The organism is Enterococcus bulliens, assembly GCF_053761865.1.
Window position 1 is genome coordinate 35741 of sequence record NZ_JBSMXK010000007.1, and the last position, 20379, is coordinate 56119.

Consider the following 20379-nt stretch of genomic DNA (forward strand, 5'->3'; position numbering starts at 1 on the left):
ATGACGAATCCAAGTGTTTTATTTTTATATACAACCGTAGATGGTCAAACAAAAAAAGTAGCAGATGCCTTGCAAAAAGAACTAGAAGCAGCTAACATTGTTTACCAGCTAGAAAATTTAGAAAACTATAGTTTAACCGATATTCATTGGCAAAACCAACTAGTTATTTTGATGGGAGCTGTTCACACTGGTGGATTTGATCCAAAGTTAATCGCTGCTAGCCAAGATGAAGCGTTTATCCTTCATAGTAATCAGACTCATTTTGTAGCTTTAAATTTGATAGCAAGAAATAAAGAAAAAACTAAAATCGAGAATAATGTCTATGTCCGTGAGTTTTTATCAGCAACTGATTGGCAACCAGCTCACACGGAAATTATTGCTGGCGCTTTGAACTATACAAAGTATACAAAAGAAAAACAAGACTCTATTCTAAGAGTAATGGCTATCACTAAAGGTCCAACGGATATTACTAAAGACTATGAGTTTACTGATTGGCAGCAAGTTAATGAATATGCACAAAAGATTGTTAATTTTGTCAAAGGAGAAGACAAATGAAAAACAAAACCTATTTAGATGCTGCTCTAAAAAAAGACACTAATACTATTCCAGTTTGGTATATGAGACAAGCAGGGCGTTCGCAACCAGAGTATCGTAAATTAAAAAAAATATATACGCTAGAGGATATTGTCCATCAGCCCGAACTGTGTGCCGATGTAACGGCATTGCCAGTAGAAGATTATGGTGTCGATGCGGCCATTCTATTTAAAGATATTACCACACCATTTCCAGGAATTGGTGTTCCTGTGTATATCAAAGATGGTGTCGGACCGATTATCGATGATCCTATTCGTTCAATGCAAGATGTTTTAAGCTTACGTCTTTTTGAACCGGAAGAAAGTACACCATTTGTTTATGAAACGATCCGTATTTTAGCTCAGCAACGGTTAGAAGTCCCATTGATTGGTTTTGTGGGTGGCCCATTTACTTTAGCGAGTTATATGATTGAGGGAAGACCTTCAAAAAACTACGCGAAGACAAAATCTTTAATGATTTCACAATCGGATGTATGGTATTTATTAATGGATCACTTAGCGGATATGATTATTAAAGATGCACACGCTCAAGTTTTAGCTGGTGCCAGTGCTTTACAAATTTTTGACTCATGGGTGGGGAATTTGAACGTTCAACAGTATCAAGTATACATTAAACCCGTAATGCAAAAGATCTTTAGTGGTTTGAAATCCTGTCAGGTTCCGATTACGTTATTTGCATTTGGTGGTAGCCATTTGATCAACGAATTTAAACAATTTGAAATCGATGTAATTGGTTTAGACTGGCGTTTATCTTTTGCAGAAGCACGTGCAAAAGGGGTGAAACAAACACTTCAGGGCAATCTTGACCCAGCCTTTTTAACTTGTGATTGGTCGGAATTAAAACAAGAAACTACTCGTATTTTAACCGAAGGAAAAGAAAATGGCTCCTTTATATTTAATTTAGGGCACGGAGTATTTCCTGAAGTAGAACCAAGTACACTAAGACGATTAACTGATTTTGTGCATAATTTTACTAAGAATTGATTCTTTAAGCGTTAAATTTTTATTATCAATACATGTATCAATACATGTTAAAAAAATTCTCAAGTAAATCATGATTAAATAAATGACTTTCTTGAATACCAAACAAGGAGATAAAAAATTACTTTGTTTAATGTTCTTTCGAGCTAGTTTTAGTTTTCATTTTAATGTAACTTTATCGTCTAATTTTATTATAATATTTATTTAACAATTAGAGATTGATTGTCTAAACCAGCCGTTTTGATAAAGGATTGCGAAAATTATGAAAAGTTAGAAAAATAAAAAAATCCTTAAGCTGAAACTAAAGTAATTAAAGTATAATATTTTCATGTCTCAAAAAGTTGAATCAACTGAATCAACGATACTCATTTCTTTCTCACTGACTTACTAGTACCCGCTAGTAAGTCTTTTTGTGTTATTCAATTTTTAAGTCTTTGTCCAATGCACTAGAAATTTTATAAAGAGCATTAAAACTCCAAAAGTAAATGACATACTCTTTGGAAAAAATTTTCAAATCTATATAAAAATACAAGCGTTTACAAAAAAATGTGATAAAATTGATTCAATTAAGCAAAAGTTAGAGCAAGAAAAATCCGTCATTAATGCGATCTTGGATCAGGAGGAATAACAATGCTTTTTCTAGAAAAAATAAATGAACATGACTTTGATGAAGTCTACCAATTACAAAAATCAGTATTTAAAAAATTATATTCTAAATACCAAGATGAACATTCTCCATTTCTTCAATTTAAATCTTCAATGTTAGCAAAAATACGCCAATCAGATAATTATTTTTATTTTATTAAAGAAGAGAATAAAACTATAGGCTATATTCGAATCGTAATCAATAAAAATCAAATGAAAGGTAAGATAGGGCCGATAGGTATTATTCCAAATAATGAAGAACAAAGTCTTGGAACTGATACCATGTTTTTAATTGGAAGACAATTTCCTACAATCAAGAAATGGTATTTAAGCACAATCCTTCAAGAGCAAAAATTAGTGCATTTTTATACTAAACTTGTCTATAAAGATACGGGAGAAAAAATACAAATAAAAGAAGGTATGGATATGCTATTTTTTCAAAAAATTTAATGAAGATTTTCGAAAGATTCAATCATTTCAAACTGGTCAAATGAAAAACATTCGGTTGCTATTTATTATTGGAGTGCTTGAAGTGTTCATTCTGATATCGTTCTAGGTGAATTTAGAAGTTGTTTCAAATAACTCATAATTCATTAATTGTAGTCATTCGAATGAGAAATCAAAAATACAATTTATAGTTGATTTTGGCGAAATATTTTTTACTAACCAAGCGCATGGTATACTAAAAATAAAGGAGCTTTTTTATGGATATTTGGGAAACATTATATGAAGAGGCAAAAGATCTGTATAACCCTCATGAAGTATCCCCGTTTATTTATGCGCAACATGTAGTATGTGCTCTAGAAGCTGAGGACGGACAAATATTTACAGGCTATTGTTTTGAAGCGACTGCTGGAGTTTTCCATCTCTGTGCCGAACGCGCGGCAGCTTTCAATATGTATCAATTAAGTAAACAAACTAAAATCAAAAAAATTATAGCCTTTCGAAATGAAGCACCTTATGGGATAGGAGGTATGCCTTGTGGTGCTTGTCGGGAATTTTTACTGCAACTTAATAGTGAAAATTCAAAAACTGAAATTATGGTAGATTATGAAAAATGTGAAATTATTACTTTAGAAGAATTACTCCCCAAATGGTGGGGAAGTGATCGGGCCCAAGAACGAGAAGTCCAAGAGTAAACAATAAGCAAAATAATTATAAAATGTTTTTATTCGAGATTTTAGGGACCCTTTTTGGCCGTGTTTATTTTGGATAATTTCGTATTTGGAAATATTCATAGTAGATACGCTAGTCAGTGTCAAACGAGTCAGTATAGTAAAGCGTAAGCATAAAAAAACAGAAGCTCATCATACACTTCTGTTTTTTTATATCTTTGATTATTGTTCACTTGATGAATGGAGTTTGCAAAAGTACTCCCCATAGCCATCCGCTTTTTTGAAGTTTGGTTAGTAGCGATTTTCCATCCGGTGTGAGGCTTTTTTGTAAAGATAAGTTTCTGAATTGATTGATTAATTCGATTTTTTCTCGTGAAGAAGAAACATTGTGCTGTGTTAGATTTTCTAGACTTTGATCGAGTATCTTATGTTCATCAGTGCTTAGGTTCGGGTGTGCATGTTGAAATTCGACGAGCTCTTTTCTTAAGTCTTGTACAAAAATGTTTTTCATATCCAATGCCCTCCTATCGATTTTATTGTTATAATGTAATTCTAATTTTTTATTCATTTTTAGTCAAGTCTTGACTCATAAAATTCTTGTGAAGACTCAAAATATAACGTTTGATTACTCCGCTAAATCTGATCAAAGATTTAAAAAGCGGATCAATTAAAAATACGCACTAGATGGACTAAGCATCTGGTGCGTGTTTTTTATATCACTGTATACAACTGACTGCGAATCGTGCGTAGATGTTCTTTAGTGGTAAAAATCGTCAGGATATCACCTGCTTTGATCAACGTATCGCCATTGATCAAAATGACTTGATCACCACGTTGGATCGAAACAATCAATACGTGTTCAGGCCATTTGATTTCACGAATCGTTTTCCCCGCATAAGGGCTTTCTAGCGTGATCGGATATTCGATTACGGTCTGTTTTGTCGAGGTCATCTCGTGTTGCCCGACTAGACGTGCTAAGAGCGATTCATAAATGGGTGCACCACCTAGTGTATCGACAACTAGATACGCAATCAATGCGACCATTCCTGTTGCCATCAAATGATGCAAAGATCCAACCATTTCCGTAATCAAAATGATTGCCGTTAATGGAGCTTTTCCGATAGCTGCAAAGTAACCAGCCATACCGACAATAATAAAATTTTTCATATACACGTCATCTAGACCTAGATAACGGATCGCCACCGATGCAAACAGAGCACCCGCTAAGGCACCAAGTGTGAGGATCGGTAAAAAGATTCCACCAGGCAAAGATGCGCCGTATGAGATCATAGAAAAGATAAATCGTAACACGAGGACTCCGATCAAAGGCAGTATCGTCCAAGCTTGTGCTTCGACACATGTAATGACTTGATGCCCGCCTCCTAATAAATCTGGGAATAACAATCCAATAGGGACGATCAAGATAAAAGGTACGATCCCATGAAAAGCAGTCGGTAACGGGATATGAGCATACCATTTTGGTAAAGCCAATAACACGACCTGATAAAAGCGTGCAAATAATCCTAATAAAAGTGCAAACACGATCAATAACCAATAATCACTAAGCGGCATGTCTTGCAATTCACCAAGATAAAGGACGGGTCTGAGCCCAAATACATACAGTGAGACCATATTAGCGGTTAATGCTGAAGCAAAGGCTGTCAGCCAAACGAGTGGTGAAAAGGTATGATGGATCTCTTCGATAATGAACATCAGTCCTGCGATCGGTGCATTAAAGGCAGCTGAAAGCCCAGCACTGGCGCCACTTGAGATAAAGATCTTGCGCTCAAAACCAGTCGCTTTTGTCGTTTCTGCAAATCCTTGACCAATTGTTGCGCCTAACTGGATCGAAGGGCCCTCACGACCTAAAAAGAGTCCTGAACCGACTGCAATCAGTCCGCCAGCAAATTTCTTCCAAAGAACAGAAAACCAATTGTAATCCAGTTCTTCTTGCAATTGACCTTCTACTTGGGGAATCCCACTACCTTTGATCATCGGTTCTGAACGGATCAGAAGGCCTACGATTATCGCAGATCCAATCATCAAAAGTAACCAAGCAATAATCCACATAGGGTGATGAGGCAATTTGTGATAGATTTCGATACACCATTCGGTCAGTGAGCCAATTCCTAAACGAAACAGACTGACGATACTTCCAGTCAGTGCACCAATCACGATACCTTTTAACACAAAATTCAAACGAGTATGATCCAAAAAATGTAATTCATGTTTCGACATGTTTCATCCTCCATTCCATCCTTATGTTACGCGCATTTGATTTTTGAAACAAGCTGAGTTTTAGAAATTCCTATATTTTTCAGATAAAATGCTGAAAAATTGGGGGTGTAAATGCTATAATAATGAAGATTGCCAAAGAAAGGATGTTGAGAGATGTCATCCAAACAGACATTAATACAAGGTATGAATGAGCAGCAAAAACAAGCTGTCGAAACGACTGAAGGACCACTATTGCTAATGGCAGGTGCTGGAAGTGGAAAGACACGGGTGTTGACGCATCGCGTGGCCTACTTAATCGAAGAAAAAGAAGTGAATCCTTGGAATATCCTTGCGATTACATTTACCAATAAAGCCGCAAAAGAAATGCGCGAACGGATCCAAAAATTATTAGATCATGGAGCAGAAGATGTATGGGTTTCGACATTTCATTCGATGTGTGTCCGTATTTTAAGAAGAGATGTCGAAGCTTTAGGCTATACACGCAACTTTACGATCTTAGATCCATCTGAACAACTTTCTTTGATCAAACGTGTGCTAAAAGAGTTGAACTTAGACCCGAAAAAATATGATCCAAGAAGTTTATTAGGTACGATCTCGAATGCGAAGAACAGTCTCCAAAGTCCAGAAGACTATGAAAAACTAGCGGGAAATTATTACGAAGAACAAGTCGCAACTTGTTATACTCGCTATCAAAAAGAATTAGTGGCCAATCAGTGTATGGATTTTGACGATTTGATCATGAATACGATCGAATTGTTTGTCAAACATCCAGACGTGTTAGTTTTTTACCAACGTAAATTCCAATATATCCATGTCGATGAATATCAAGATACCAACCATGCACAATATACATTGGTGAAATTACTCGCAGCACGTTTTAAAAACCTATGTGTCGTAGGAGATGCTGATCAAAGTATTTATGGTTGGCGCGGTGCAGATATGCAAAATATCCTTGATTTTGAAAAAGATTATCCCGATGCAAAAGTGATCTTACTCGAACAGAATTATCGTTCAACACAGACGATTTTAGAAGCAGCCAATCAAGTGATTGAAAACAATACGAATCGTCGCGCGAAAAAGCTATGGACGGAACAAACATCAGGCGAAAAGATCTTTTATTACCGTGGTGAAAGCGAGCGCGATGAAGGTCGTTTTGTTGTCTCAGAAATCACAAAAGCGGTTCGCGAACGCACGCACACATATCAAGATTTTGCTGTATTGTATCGTACAAATGCGCAATCACGGATCGTCGAAGAATCGCTTTTAAAAGCCAATATTCCGTATAAAATGATTGGCGGACAAAAATTCTATGCTCGTAAAGAGATCCGCGATATCTTAGCTTATCTAAGTGCTTTAGCGAATCCTAGTGATTCGTTGAGTTTAGAACGCATCATCAATGTACCAAAACGAGGTGTCGGACCAGGATCAGTTGAAAAATTACGTGATTTTGCTTCGATGCATGAATGGTCTTTATTAGAAGCAGTCTACAATATCGATCTATCGGGAATCGGGGGTAAAGCCGGACGTGAATTAGGTAATTTCGGGCAAATGATGCTGGAATTAAGCCAGATGATCCCGTTCTTGACCGTGACGGATCTGACAGAAGAAGTCTTGAAACGTACGCATTATTTAGATGAATTGAAAGCTCAAAAAACGATCGAAGCGCAAGCGCGAATCGAAAACTTGGAAGAATTTTTAAGTGTTACCAAAGAGTTTGATCGGCAATATGCGAGACAAGAAAACGAAGAAACCGAAAGTAAATTATCCCTCTTTTTAAATGATCTAGCGTTAGTCTCTGATTTAGATTCGTATGAAGAAGAAGTGGCGCAAGTGACTTTGATGACGCTTCACGCAGCTAAAGGACTTGAATTTCCAGTCGTCTTTTTAGTAGGGATGGAAGAAAATGTCTTTCCGTTATCGCGTGCCTTACAAGAAGAAAGCGAGTTAGAAGAAGAACGCCGTTTAGCTTATGTTGGAATCACCAGAGCAGAACGTCGCTTGTATCTCTTGAATGCTTTTTCGCGAACTCTTTACGGACGAACACAATACAATAAGCCCTCACGTTTTATCGAAGAAATCGATGATACGTTATTAGAAGTAATTGGAAGAAATATTGCTTCACCAAAATCAAGTCAACGCCCAACGATCGTCCAAAATCGTCCGGCACAACGCACGGTAAGTACGTATCAGCAACCCACAAAATCAGGGGTATCAAGTAAACAACAAAGTGGAGCGCAAGAAGAGCATTGGCAATCGGGTGATCATGTGGTTCATAAAAAATGGGGACGTGGAACAGTGGTAAGAGTCAATGGATCTGGAAGTGACTTGGAATTAGATATTGCATTTCCACAACAAGGTGTGAAACGGTTGCTTGCAGCATTTGCACCGATTACGCGTGCATAGGAGGAGATTAGATGGAAGCCAATCAAGAAATAATCGATCGTATCGCCTATTTACAAGCGGAATTGACCAAATACGGGATGGCCTATTACGTAAAAGATCAGCCGCTAGTAGACGACGCGACATATGACGCGATGTATCGTGAATTAGAAGAGCTAGAAACGACTTATCCGCAATACCAGACAGAAGATTCACCAACAGCACGTGTCGGAGGGATCATTTTACCTGGTTTTGAAAAAGCGATCCATGAGATCCCGCTATATTCCCTTTCTGATGTCTTTACGAAAGAAGAACTGTTTGCTTTTGATCAACGTGTTCAAAAGGCGTTAGGCTATGAACCTAGTTATGTATGTGAGTTAAAGATCGATGGATTATCGATCTCATTGACGTATGAAGCAGGTCGTTTAGTCCGGGCAGCGACACGCGGTGATGGAACAGTTGGTGAAAATATTACCGAAAACATCAAAACAGTACAATCGGTACCGTTACGTTTACCTCAAGCGATCGATTTAGAGGTTCGTGGAGAATGCTATATGCCTAAAGCATCTTTTTTAGCATTGAATCAAAAACGGGAAGAAGAAGGACTAGAAACATTCGCCAATCCACGTAATGCGGCAGCCGGAAGTTTGCGCCAATTGGATTCTAAGATTACGGCGAGTCGTAATTTAAGTACCTTTATGTATACACTCGCAGACTTTGGTCCTTTGAACGTTACAACGCAAGAAGCCGCATTGACCCATTTAGACGAACTAGGGTTTCGCATCAATCCAGAACATCGAGTCTGTGACACGATCGATGCCGTTTGGGACTATATTGAAAGCTTTCGTGATCAGCGGAGTGGATTGCCTTATGAGATCGATGGTGTCGTCATCAAGGTCAATGAATTTGCTGCACAAAACAACTTAGGCTTTACCGTTAAAGCGCCACGCTGGGCAACGGCCTATAAATTTCCACCAGAAGAAGCGGTAACGACGATCGAAGATATCGTATGGACGATCGGCCGAACGGGTGTGTTGACGCCAACTGCAGTGATGACACCTGTCAAAGTAGCCGGAACAACGGTTGCTCGTGCAAGTTTACACAATGGTGATTATATCGAATTAAAAGATATCCGCTTATATGATCAAGTCGTAATCTATAAAGCAGGAGATATCATACCAGAAGTCTCACACGTCTTATTGGATGCACGTCCTGCTGATAGTATGCCTTATCCTTTACCTACGCATTGTCCAGAATGTGGCAGTGACTTGGTTCATTTAGAAGAAGAAGTCGCGTTACGTTGCATCAATCCGAAATGCCCGGCTCAATTAAAAGAAGGATTGGCTCATTTTGTTTCAAGACAGGCGATGAATATCGATGGTGTCGGACCAAGAGTGATCGCACAATTATTTGATACTGGTCTGGTTCACGATACAGCGGATCTTTATCGCTTGGAAAAAGCACAATTGATCGAACTCGAAAAGATCAAAGAAAAATCGGCTGAAAATATCTTGCAAGCGATCGAAGCAAGTAAACAAAATTCTTTAGAACGGTTACTATTTGGCTTAGGGATCCGTCATGTCGGTGCTAAAGCGGCGCGTTTACTCGCTGAAGAATTTGAAACGATCGAACGGTTTTTCACCGTAAAAGAAGAAGAGATTCTCGCGATCCATTCGATTGGACAAACGATCGCCGATAGCGTCGTGACGTATTTTGCGACACCAGAAGTACGCGAGCTTGTAGATGAATTTATGGAAGTGGGCGTCAATACCACTTACTTAGGACAAAAACGCAGTGAACTCGTTGCAGTTGATTCTTATTTCCAAGGCAAAACGATCGTTTTGACCGGGAAACTTTCCCATTATACTAGAGAAGAAGCGAAAGCGAAAATCGAAAGTTTAGGCGGAAAAGTCACCGGAAGCGTCTCGAAGAAAACCGACTTGGTCGTGGCTGGAGAAGATGCTGGGAGCAAACAAGCAAAAGCCCAAAAACTTGGCGTGCTGATTTGGGACGAGGCACAGATGGTCGCTGAAATCGACAAAGATCAAGCATGAGCGTAGGTTTTTTTAGAAATCAGTAGGGGAAACCTACTGATTTTTATTTCAAGATGTCGGATAAAATGATACAATACGAAGTAGAAATTTCGAAGAGGAGGATTTTATGGCAATTACAGAAGAACAAGTCAAACATGTTGCAAAATTAGCGAAACTTTCATTTGCAGAAGAAGAACTGCATGAATTTACGGCTCAATTAGACAAAATTATCGAAATGGTTGAAACTTTAGAAGAGATCGATACGACAGGGGTACCGTTTACCTCTCACGTGGTCGATTCGATCAACGTTTTACGTGAAGATCAAGCGGCTCCAGGTTGGGATCGTACAGAATTGATGCGCAATGTACCAGAATCTGAAGATGGATTCATCAAAGTACCAGCGATTTTAGACAATGGGGAGGCTGGCGCATAATGGAAAAATTATATACCAAAACGATCGAAGAATTACATGCACTATTAGTATCTAAAGAAGTGACGGCAGTCGACGTGACAAAGGCGATTTTTGATCGCATCAAAGAAACAGAACCTAAGATCGATGCTTTTTTAGCTTTAAATGAAGAAAAAGCTTTGGAAATGGCGAAAGCTTTAGACCTTAAAGGGATTACTGCTGAAAATGCCTTAGCTGGTATTCCGATCGGGATCAAAGACAATATCGTAACCAAAGATTTGCGTACGACAGCAGCTTCAAAAATGTTATACAATTTTGATCCTGTCTATGACGCAACCGTTATGGAAAAAGTGTACGAAGCAGATATGATTCCAGTTGGAAAATTAAACATGGATGAATTTGCGATGGGTGGAAGTACCGAAAACTCTCATTTTAAACAAACAAAAAATGCGTGGGACCAAACGAAAGTTCCTGGTGGATCTTCAGGTGGTTCAGCAGCAGCTGTAGCCGCAGGACAAATCCCAGCTTCTTTAGGTTCTGATACGGGTGGTTCGATCCGTCAACCAGCTGCTTTTAACGGAATCGTAGGAATGAAACCAACGTATGGCCGTATCTCTCGTTTTGGGTTGATCGCATTTGCGTCTTCACTAGACCAAATCGGACCATTGACACGTACGGTAAAAGACAATGCTCTAGTGTTAAATGCCATCAGTGGCTATGACGCGAAAGATGCAACGTCAGCTGGACGTAGTGTACCTGACTTTACAAAAGCAATCGATAAAGGTGTTAAAGGCATGAAGATCGCCTTACCGAAAGAGTATTTAGGCGAAGGGATCGATGCTGGCGTGAAAGAAGCGATCTTAAAAGCTGCAGATACCTATCGTGCATTAGGTGCGACTGTTGAAGAAGTTAGCTTACCTCATTCAAAATACGGGGTAGCGGTATACTACATTATCGCCTCTTCAGAAGCAAGCTCAAACTTACAGCGTTTTGACGGGATTCGCTACGGTTTCCGCTCAGAAAATGTGTCAACATTAGAAGACGTATATGTGAATTCAAGAAGTGAAGGATTTGGCGATGAAGTCAAACGCCGAATCATGCTTGGAACGTTCTCACTAAGTGCAGGTTATTACGATGCTTACTTTAAAAAAGCAGGCCAAGTCCGTACGTTGATCAAACAAGATTTTGATAAAGTCTTTGAAGAATACGACATGATCATTGGACCAGCAGCACCAACTGTTGCATTTGGAATCGGTGAAAACATCAATGATCCATTAGCAATGTATCTAGCAGATCTATTAACGATCCCAGTAAACTTAGCAGGACTTCCAGGGATGTCGATCCCAGCTGGTTTATCAAATGGATTGCCAGTCGGCTTACAATTGATTGGAAAACACTTTGATGAAGCAACGATGTATCAAGCAGCGTATGCGTTTGAACAAGCAACAGATTTTCATTTACAACAACCTGCGATTTTAGGAGGGACAAACGCATGAACTTCGAAACAATTATCGGACTAGAAGTCCACGTTGAGTTAAAAACCAACTCAAAAATCTTTTCACCAGCACCCGCTCACTTTGGGGCAGAGCCAAATACCAACACGAATATCGTGGACTGGGGCTATCCGGGTGTATTACCGGTCATGAACAAACAAGCGCTAGAATTTGGGATGCGTGCGGCATTAGCATTAAATTGCGAGATCTCAAAAGAAACGCATTTCGATCGTAAAAACTATTTCTATCCAGATAATCCAAAAGCGTACCAAATCTCTCAATTTGATCAACCAATCGGACACGATGGTTGGATCGAGATCGAAGTCGAAGGCAAAAAGAAAAAGATCCGCATCGAACGTGTGCATCTAGAAGAAGATGCTGGGAAAAATATGCACGGTATCGGCGGCTACTCACACGTTGACTTAAACCGTCAAGGCACACCACTGATCGAGATCGTATCAGAAGCAGATATGCGTTCACCTGAAGAAGCATATGCATATTTAGAAGCGTTGCGTTCGATCATCCAATTTACCGAAGTATCCGATGTGAAAATGGAAGAAGGCTCAATGCGTTGTGATGCAAATATCTCACTACGTCCTTACGGTCAAGAAAAATTTGGAACAAAAGCCGAATTGAAAAACTTGAACTCGATGACGTTTGTTAAAAAAGGATTGGCCTTTGAAGAAAAACGTCAAGCAAAAGTCTTATTATCAGGCGGTGAGATCCAACAAGAAACCAGACGTTTTGATGAAACAACGAATAAAACACTCTTGATGCGTGTCAAAGAAGGATCATCTGATTACCGTTACTTCCCAGAGCCAGATCTACCACGTTTTGTGATCGATGATGAATGGATCGAAAAAGTTCGTGAAAGTATTCCTGAGTTACCACAATCACGCCGTGCGCGTTACTTATCTGAATTAGAGCTTCCTGAATACGATGCAATGGTCTTAACGCAAACGAAAGAAATGTCTGATTTCTTTGAGGACACTCTTGCACATAACGCAGATGCTAAACAAGTCTCAAACTGGTTGATGGGTGAAGTATCCGCATATCTAAATAGTGAAAAATTAACTTTAGCTGATACGAAATTAACACCAAGTAATCTAGCAGGCATGATCAACTTGATCGCTGATGGCACGATCAGTTCAAAAATCGCGAAAAAAGTCTTCCGCGAATTGATCACAAATGGCGGCGATGCAAAAGAAGTCGTTGAAACAAAAGGTTTGGTTCAATTATCGGATCCAGCACAACTGTTGCCAATGATCAATGAAGTATTAGACCAAAACGCGCAATCGATCGAAGATTTCAAAAACGGAAAAGACCGTGCGGTTGGCTTCTTAGTCGGACAAATCATGAAAGCGTCACGCGGAAAAGCCAATCCAGGTGTCGTCAATCAATTGTTGCAACAAGAATTGGTAAAAAGATAGAAGGTCTGAACATGAAAAAAGCGCGAGTAATCTACAATCCGACTTCTGGAAAAGAAACGATGAAGCGTAGTTTAGCCGATATTTTAAATGCTTTAGAGCAAGCCGGCTACGAAGCCAGTGCCTATGCGACAACACCCAAACCTAACTCAGCTAAGGATGAAGCAACGCGTGCAGCTTTAGCGGGATTTGATTTGATCGTAGCAGCCGGTGGTGATGGCACGATCAATGAGGTCGTCAATGGGATCGCACCACTAGAGACGCGTCCGAAAATGGCGATCATCCCAGGTGGTACGACCAATGATTATGCTAGAGCATTGCGTATCCCGCGAGATAATCCAAAAGCTGCAGCAGAAGTCATTTTAAAAAATCAGACGGTCAAGATGGATATCGGAAAAACACCGGAACAATATTTTATCAATATTGCAGCCGGTGGTCATTTGACGGAACTGACATATGATGTTCCATCTGAGCTAAAAAGTGTGTTTGGATATCTTGCTTACTTAGCTAAGGGAGCAGAATTATTACCACGGATCAAGCCGATCAAAATGAAATTCAAGTATGATGATGGCGAGTACGATGGCAATGCGTCGATGTTTTTCTTAGGGCTTACCAATTCAGTTGGTGGTTTTGAAAAAATCGCTCCTGACGCAAAATTAGATGATGGCAAGTTTTCATTGATCATCGTCAAAACAGCCAATGTCTTTGAAATCGTTCATTTAGCTTCTTTGATGTTAAATGGCGGCAAACATATCAAAGATCGTCGAATCATCTATACGAAGACGTCAAAACTTGAAGTCTCCGTACCGTCTGATCATCATCGTTTGATGATCAATCTAGATGGTGAGTATGGTGGCGATGCACCGATGACATTTGAGAATCTGCACAATCATATCGAATTTTTTGCAGATCTCGATGCCATGCCAGATGGTGCGGTGATCGGAGGAGATGAACTGATTTCGATTGGACGTAGTTTTATCAAAGAGGTCGAAAAATTAAACGATGAAGACATCGATGGCGATGGCAAAATCGGATAAACGAGGTAAGTTGAGTGAGAATTCGCTCATCTTACCTTTTTTACTTGCGTAAGTGTCTAAAAACCGCTAGAATGACTTGAGGTTTTAATGAAAAGGAGAACAAGATGAAAACATACCCAGTAGCAAAGAATCAAGAAGTAGACGTAACGATCATGGATCTATCACATGAAGGTATGGGAATTGCTAAAGTCGATGGCTATTTATTATTTGTCGACAATGCCCTACCAGGTGAAGTCGTGACCATCAAAGTCTTAAAAGTAGGACCAAAATTTGGTTTTGCTAAAGTCATGCAGTATATTGAAAAAAGTCCACACCGCAACGAAGAGATCAATGAAGATCTATTACGTACCGGTATTGCACCATTAAGTCACTTAGACTACCCATCACAATTAGCTTTCAAACAAGAACAAGTTGAAAACGTGATGCGTAAAGTCGCAAAAATGCCAGACGTACCGGTATTGCCTACGATCGGGATGGACGAACCTTTTGGCTATCGTAATAAAGCACAGATCCCAGTTCAACGGATCAATGGTGAATTGACGACTGGATTTTACCGTAAACATAGTCACACATTAGTGCCAATGGAAGACTTTTTCATTCAAGAACAAGAAATCGATAAAGCGATCGTAACGGTTCGCGATATCTTACAAAAATTTGGTGTCAAAGCGTATAACGAAGAAGCGCATGAAGGATTCTTGCGTCATATCGTCGTTCGTCGTGGTCATTATAGTGAAGAAATGATGATCGTCTTAGTGACAAAGAAAACAAAATTCTTTCAAGCCGATAAAATCTGCGTAGCGATCACAGAAGCATTACCAAAAGTCGTATCAATCGTCCAAAACGTCAATGAAGAAAAAACAAACGTCATTTTAGGACCAGTCAACCGTGTCTTATTTGGTAAAGCATATATCGAAGACCAACTACTAGGCAAGACGTATCGTATCTCAGCGCGTTCATTCTACCAAATCAACACCGTTCAAGCTGAAGTATTATACAACTGTGCCATCGATGCAGCTGGTTTAAAATCTACGGATACAGTCATCGATGCGTATTCAGGAATCGGTACGATCGGCTTATCTTTAGCAGATAAAGTCCATCACGTTTACGGCATGGAGATCGTCGAAGAAGCAGTTGAAGATGCACGTACTAATGCAGAGATCAATGGTATCGAAAACGCGACCTATTTAGCTGGTAAAGCCGAAAAAGTGATGCAACAATTTGCTCGCGAAGGCATCCAAGCAAACGTCGTATTTGTTGATCCACCACGTAAAGGTCTAGAAGCGAACTTTATCGAGTCTACGGTTCAAATGAAACCAGAAAAAGTGGTCTACATCTCATGTAACCCAGCGACTATGGCACGCGATATCGCCTTATTTGCGGATAAAGGCTACAAAGTCAAAACGATTCAACCAGTCGACTTATTCCCACAAACACATCACGTCGAGTGTGTGACGGTATTAGTGAAAAAATAAGTGTATGAAGCAGTTCTAGAGTAATCTAGAACTGTTTTTTTGAATTAGGATTTGTTTTTTTATGTTACACTATAGGTAAATAGCATAACGAAGAGATAGTGTGGTGTAAACATGGCAATTGCAAAAGCAATTCAATTGTACTTAGCTGATGGAACGTTGAACGGGATTTTGACTATCCAAGAACCAGCTGGTTGGGGATCTGGTATTTTGGTATCTGCTCCTCGAGAGAATTTTGATCAATTATTAAAACGACCGGAAGTCGATAATGCCGGTATCTATTTTTTACTCTCAGAATCACAAGTGTATATTGGCCAGTCTCATAGTAGTATCAAGACTCGGCTCACAACACATGATAAGAAAAAAGACTGGTGGGACCGTGTGATTTTTCTGACGAAAACAGATAAATCTTTACGGGCAACAGATGTGCAATATTTAGAGGTAGAATTTATCAAACTAGCCTTAAAAAATCAAACAGCCGATATGGATAATAAAAATGGTGGCAATCAAAATGGCTATATTTCTGAATTTGACCGAGCAGCGAATGATCAGTTTATGCAAGAAGCCTTATTGTTGTTAGAAGTGATCGGGATTACAGTTTTTATGAAGAAGAATAAGTTAGAACAGCCCATAGTTGCAACAATTCCCGAAACGATTCACACTACAAATCCACGAACATGGCATCCAGCTATTGCAGACTATACATTTTATTATCGCACGAAAAATGGTGGCGATGCCCAAATGAAATGGATCAGTCCAAATGAGTTCGTCTTACTTGCAGGTTCTATATTGGGAAAAAGTTTTTCAAATAATTCGAGTGGTCAATATGCTCAAAAACTAAGAGCACAATATACAGATAGAATTAATGACTATATTTTAAATACCGATATTATTTTTCCAAATCCAAATCCTACTTCAAATATGGTGGTCGGTCGTGCAGCGAATGCTTGGACAGAATGGAAAACAAATCAAAAAGAAACGTTAGATAAGGTGATTCATCGCTTAAATCAAGCTACAGATTAGGAGTGAACAGTATGGATAATTTAGATAATCCTATTTTCGAAGTATATTCTCCAACTGAATTGTATTCTTATGTTCGTGGTTTGAAACAAAAGATGGGGCGGTTGAAAAATCAATTAGAACATCCAGACTATCAAGGATCGGTAGAAGAAAAGATTGAAGCAATCGAGATTTTACGTAAAGAATTAGTTCTGGCTAAGCAAGTGTACACACAAAAAGTAGGAATTTATCCTATGTCTAAGAAAGAACAGGCAATCGATACGTTTGAGCACAATTTACAAGATATTTCTAAAATCGTTTTGACGATAGGTGGATTTTTCTCTGGGTATCCCAACTATGTCGCAGATTTTTCAGATGATTTTTCTATTTACAAAGAATACTTTGATTTTAAAGAAACAATTGATTTATTGGATAAATTTAGTCAACCGTATACGAAATCAAGTTTTCTAGCTGAATTTCATACGATACATGTAGAAGAGTGGGACAAAAGCTATTCGTTGCGAAAATTTGGATACGAAATCTTAGACGGCAAACAATGGGAGTTGATGATTTATTATGATGATGGTATCGCTCCAGTGAATTATTCAGGTAATAATCACTATCCATATAACTTTGATCAATTAACAAAATTATTTAATATAACTGAATGACTAAAAAAAACTTTCACGTATTATCCGGGTTGGATTTGCGTGAGAGTTTTTCTTTTAATCAAACGAATATTCTGCTTTAAAACTACGGTCGATCTTACTTGTACCATCTTGGTAATTGAATTGGACATCTGGCTGGACATTGAATAGATAGACATTAAAATCTAATGTTCCTTTTGTATCCACAGCTTGTAACCAGTAGCCGCGTGGCATCAACTCTTGATCACGAAAGACTGTGATAATTTCATACGTGACTTTATTGCCTTTGATCTTTTGGGCATCGCGTACGAGTTTTTCATAGTGCGTTTGTAAGATTTGATTCGAGAAAGCCGATTGCGTGGCTAAGTTTTTTGGATTATCGATACTACCTGTTTCACCTTGTTTATAGTTGCCATCGATATCTAGATTAAAACTTGACGTATAGGCGAGTAGGTGTCCACGATTATAGATGTAGTCATTGCTGACCTTTTTTTGATGCCAGCCAGTCGGTTTAAAGACTTGTTGGTCGCGGCCTTCTGATTTGCCTAAGTTTTTTTGGTCAATAAAAGCCGTCACAAATGTTGTTCGATTTAGTGAGTCCAAATCACCATAAATGACTTTATTGGTCGACCATACGTTAGGATCCAGTGTCGGTTTCCCACCATTGACTTGATATACGGCATTTTCACCACTTTTGAAGTCCATTCGCGCTAACGTGTTGATCTGCTTACTATTGTTTTGATAAAACGTATTTGGATCTTGTAGGCCATCAGACGATGCTTGATTTGATGGTGCTTGTTGGGTGACTTCTTGGTTTTGTGGTAAAAGATCGAGTAATTCTTCTTTACCGAATATTCCAGCACCTAATAAGACCAGGACGGAAATCCCGATACTGACCAATTTCTTGTTGTTTTTCATTTCATTTCCCCTTTAAATTTGTTCAACCTACTAAAAATAACATGTTTTAAGAGGTTTGTCTAAAGGAGATTCCAATTGTCTAAGTCAAGTGAACATAGTACACTAAAGAAAAAAAGGGGGATTATTATGGAAGTACTTGTAGTGATCGACATGCAAAATGATTTTATCACCGGAAGTTTAGGGACTAACGAAGCCCAAGCGATCGTGCCAGTGGTTAGAGAAATGATCGAACGTTTTGAAGGACCGGTTCTCTTTACCCGCGATACGCACCAAGTGGATTATCTATTGACTCAAGAAGGTAAGAAATTACCTGTGGTGCATTGTTTAGAAGGTAGTGAAGGTTGGGAGATCGAAGCGTCTTTACCGGTCGATGATGCGGTGATTTTTGATAAGCCGACATTTGGAAGTCCAGCACTTGGCCAGTATTTAGCCGAACTTGCGACACAAGATACATTAGATGCGATCCATTTGATCGGAGTCTGTACTGATATTTGTGTGATTTCAAATGCCTTGTTGATCAAAGCGTTCTTACCAGAAGTGCCGATCATCGTTCATGAAAAAGCTTGTGCCGGTGTGACCCCTAAAGCCCATCATCGAGCACTTGAGGCCATGAAGAGTTGTCAAATCGAAATCAACTAAAAAAACGAGAGCTCCTACAAAGTAGGGGACTCTCGTTTTAGTTTTGCATCATGTTTTCTAAAGATTGCATCGCGACCATGACTTTTTCAGCCGTCATTTCTTCAGCGAGTAAGTGAATACTTTCTTCTTTAACTGTCGCACGTTTCGCTACTGCTTGATACTCTTCTTTTGTTAAGATCATATCCATCTCTCGTAAAGAAGTCGGTAAGTGCATTTCATGATAAAACGGTACTAGATTTAGGATCTCAGTTGGATTTTGTTCTAGCATGAGTTGCACTAAAATACCATAAGCGACTTTATTGCCGTGTAATTGATGATGGCTTTGCGGTAAGATCGTCAAGGCATCGTGGATCGAGTGGGCTGCGGCAGTTCGGCCATATTCATCGCCAAATCCGCCGACCATTCCAGCAAGTAAAATATTGGTTTCGACAACGGCGATAAATTCAGGGGTGAGTATTTGGGTGTGCATCGCTTCGATGGCTTGTGTTCCAAAAGCTAATAGATTTTCCTGACATTTTTTCGCTGCAAAATGGGCCACTTGGACTTCGACTGGAACAGTATTTAATTGACGAATGATTGCATCGCCTTCATACCATTTGGCTAACGTATCGCCAATACCGGCGATCATATACGCGATAGGCGATTCTAAGATCACACGTGGTTCGATCAAGGTCAAAGCGATCGCTTCAGGAAAAATATCATAACGATCCATCGAACCGTCTTGGTTATACATGACACTTAGTGGCGTATAGGCTGCACACGTTGCCGCAAGTGTCGGTAAGATGATCACTGGTTTTTGAACAAGGTGGCCTGTTTGTTTGGCTAGGTCTGCGATTTTACCACCTCCAACAGCTAAAATCGCATCGCAGTGTTGATGGAGCATCAGTGTACAAAATTCTGCTACTTTTTCATCACAACATTCGCCACCATAATGCACTTTGGTTACATCAAATGCCGTTAGATCGGGTAAATAGGGTGTAGCCGCTTCAAGTGAGCGACTACCGTGGATCATTAGGATATGTTTTAGTTTACGTGCAGTTAAGTGTTCGGGTAGTGTCGTCCAAGCGCCTTCTTGACACACATATTCTTGCGGGGCGCCACGAACGATTAGTGAATTGATCATAATGTCACACTCCTTTAGTCCTCCATAGTGTAAAATAAAATGCATAAGGATACAATAGATAAATGCAAAAAAGAATAAAAAAACAAAAAAAGGGATTTCAATTTTCGCTATTGGAATATAAAATGAATGTTTATCGAATAATATTTGGTTTTTTAGAATAAAAAACAAATATTATACAAAAATATGCTTTTCAAACTACTAATGATATGCTATGATAAGCAAGTCATTAATTTA

18 protein-coding genes are annotated in these 20379 nt (G+C 39.1%); 14 read left to right on the plus strand and 4 right to left on the minus strand.

Annotation, left to right across the window (positions count from 1 at the left end; translation table 11 throughout):
• The 4 genes from ACWOEC_RS05105 (at nt 1) to ACWOEC_RS05120 (ending at nt 3358) form a co-directional block, all read left to right on the plus strand.
• On the plus strand, nt 1-555 hold the full coding sequence (locus tag ACWOEC_RS05105; protein ID WP_455306488.1) for a flavodoxin domain-containing protein: 555 nt from the start codon (nt 1-3) through the stop codon (nt 553-555).
• Nucleotides 552-1577 carry a uroporphyrinogen decarboxylase gene (hemE, locus tag ACWOEC_RS05110; RefSeq protein ID WP_455306490.1) on the plus strand — a complete coding sequence of 342 codons (1026 nt, stop codon included), beginning with the start codon at nt 552-554 and terminating at the stop codon, nt 1575-1577. Before ACWOEC_RS05105 ends, hemE begins: the two co-directional genes overlap by 4 nt.
• 627 nt (nt 1578-2204) lie before the next feature.
• The gene (locus ACWOEC_RS05115) at nt 2205-2669 is read left to right on the plus strand and encodes a GNAT family N-acetyltransferase (protein WP_455306492.1); all 465 of its coding nucleotides are present in this window, start codon (nt 2205-2207) and stop codon (nt 2667-2669) included.
• A 254-nt stretch (nt 2670-2923) separates the two neighbouring features.
• Nucleotides 2924-3358, plus strand: coding sequence for a cytidine deaminase family protein (locus tag ACWOEC_RS05120; RefSeq protein WP_455306494.1), 435 nt, complete (start codon nt 2924-2926; stop codon nt 3356-3358).
• A 205-nt stretch (nt 3359-3563) separates the two neighbouring features.
• On the opposite strand, the gene ACWOEC_RS05125 is transcribed toward ACWOEC_RS05120, so the two are convergent.
• Together ACWOEC_RS05125 and ACWOEC_RS05130 are read right to left on the minus strand one after the other, a co-directional pair.
• Nucleotides 3564-3845, minus strand: coding sequence for a hypothetical protein (locus ACWOEC_RS05125; RefSeq protein WP_455306496.1), 282 nt, complete (start codon nt 3843-3845; stop codon nt 3564-3566).
• Between the two features lie 200 nt (nt 3846-4045).
• Complete coding sequence (locus ACWOEC_RS05130) at nt 4046-5572, minus strand: ClC family H(+)/Cl(-) exchange transporter (RefSeq protein WP_455306498.1); 1527 nt, start codon at nt 5570-5572, stop codon at nt 4046-4048.
• A 153-nt stretch (nt 5573-5725) separates the two neighbouring features.
• Between ACWOEC_RS05130 and pcrA the strand changes: the two genes are divergently transcribed.
• The 9 genes from pcrA to ACWOEC_RS05175 all read left to right on the plus strand — a co-directional run bounded on the left by pcrA (nt 5726) and on the right by ACWOEC_RS05175 (nt 17489).
• On the plus strand, nt 5726-7975 hold the full coding sequence (gene pcrA, locus ACWOEC_RS05135; protein ID WP_455306500.1) for a DNA helicase PcrA: 2250 nt from the start codon (nt 5726-5728) through the stop codon (nt 7973-7975).
• Nucleotides 7976-7986: 11 nt separating this feature from the next.
• Nucleotides 7987-10005, plus strand: coding sequence for an NAD-dependent DNA ligase LigA (ligA, locus tag ACWOEC_RS05140; RefSeq protein WP_455306502.1), 2019 nt, complete (start codon nt 7987-7989; stop codon nt 10003-10005).
• Between the two features lie 106 nt (nt 10006-10111).
• Complete coding sequence (gene gatC, locus ACWOEC_RS05145; RefSeq protein ID WP_297079713.1) at nt 10112-10417, plus strand: Asp-tRNA(Asn)/Glu-tRNA(Gln) amidotransferase subunit GatC; 306 nt, start codon at nt 10112-10114, stop codon at nt 10415-10417.
• On the plus strand, nt 10417-11889 hold the full coding sequence (gene gatA / locus ACWOEC_RS05150; protein WP_455306504.1) for an Asp-tRNA(Asn)/Glu-tRNA(Gln) amidotransferase subunit GatA: 1473 nt from the start codon (nt 10417-10419) through the stop codon (nt 11887-11889). The genes gatC and gatA overlap by 1 nt, the downstream gene beginning before the upstream one ends.
• Nucleotides 11886-13316: an Asp-tRNA(Asn)/Glu-tRNA(Gln) amidotransferase subunit GatB gene (gene gatB, locus ACWOEC_RS05155; protein ID WP_455306506.1), complete on the plus strand. Its 1431-nt coding sequence runs from the start codon at nt 11886-11888 to the stop codon at nt 13314-13316. Before gatA ends, gatB begins: the two co-directional genes overlap by 4 nt.
• Nucleotides 13317-13327: 11 nt before the next feature.
• Complete coding sequence (locus tag ACWOEC_RS05160) at nt 13328-14350, plus strand: diacylglycerol kinase (RefSeq protein WP_455306508.1); 1023 nt, start codon at nt 13328-13330, stop codon at nt 14348-14350.
• Nucleotides 14351-14454: 104 nt separating this feature from the next.
• Entirely contained in the window at nt 14455-15822 is a 1368-nt protein-coding gene (rlmD, locus tag ACWOEC_RS05165) for a 23S rRNA (uracil(1939)-C(5))-methyltransferase RlmD (RefSeq protein WP_455306510.1), read from the plus strand.
• A 111-nt stretch (nt 15823-15933) separates the two neighbouring features.
• Entirely contained in the window at nt 15934-16842 is a 909-nt protein-coding gene (locus ACWOEC_RS05170; RefSeq protein ID WP_455306512.1) for a GIY-YIG nuclease family protein, read from the plus strand.
• Nucleotides 16843-16853: 11 nt separating this feature from the next.
• Entirely contained in the window at nt 16854-17489 is a 636-nt protein-coding gene (locus tag ACWOEC_RS05175; protein ID WP_455306514.1) for a hypothetical protein, read from the plus strand.
• Nucleotides 17490-17543: 54 nt separating this feature from the next.
• On the opposite strand, the gene ACWOEC_RS05180 is transcribed toward ACWOEC_RS05175, so the two are convergent.
• The gene (locus ACWOEC_RS05180) at nt 17544-18383 is read right to left on the minus strand and encodes a DNA/RNA non-specific endonuclease (protein ID WP_455306516.1); all 840 of its coding nucleotides are present in this window, start codon (nt 18381-18383) and stop codon (nt 17544-17546) included.
• 126 nt (nt 18384-18509) lie between these two features.
• Here ACWOEC_RS05180 and ACWOEC_RS05185 point away from each other — a divergent pair, with 126 nt between their 5' ends.
• Nucleotides 18510-19022: a cysteine hydrolase family protein gene (locus ACWOEC_RS05185; protein WP_455306518.1), complete on the plus strand. Its 513-nt coding sequence runs from the start codon at nt 18510-18512 to the stop codon at nt 19020-19022.
• Between the two features lie 37 nt (nt 19023-19059).
• On the opposite strand, the gene ACWOEC_RS05190 is transcribed toward ACWOEC_RS05185, so the two are convergent.
• Entirely contained in the window at nt 19060-20145 is a 1086-nt protein-coding gene (locus tag ACWOEC_RS05190) for an iron-containing alcohol dehydrogenase family protein (protein WP_455306520.1), read from the minus strand.
• Nucleotides 20146-20379 lie beyond the last annotated feature (234 nt).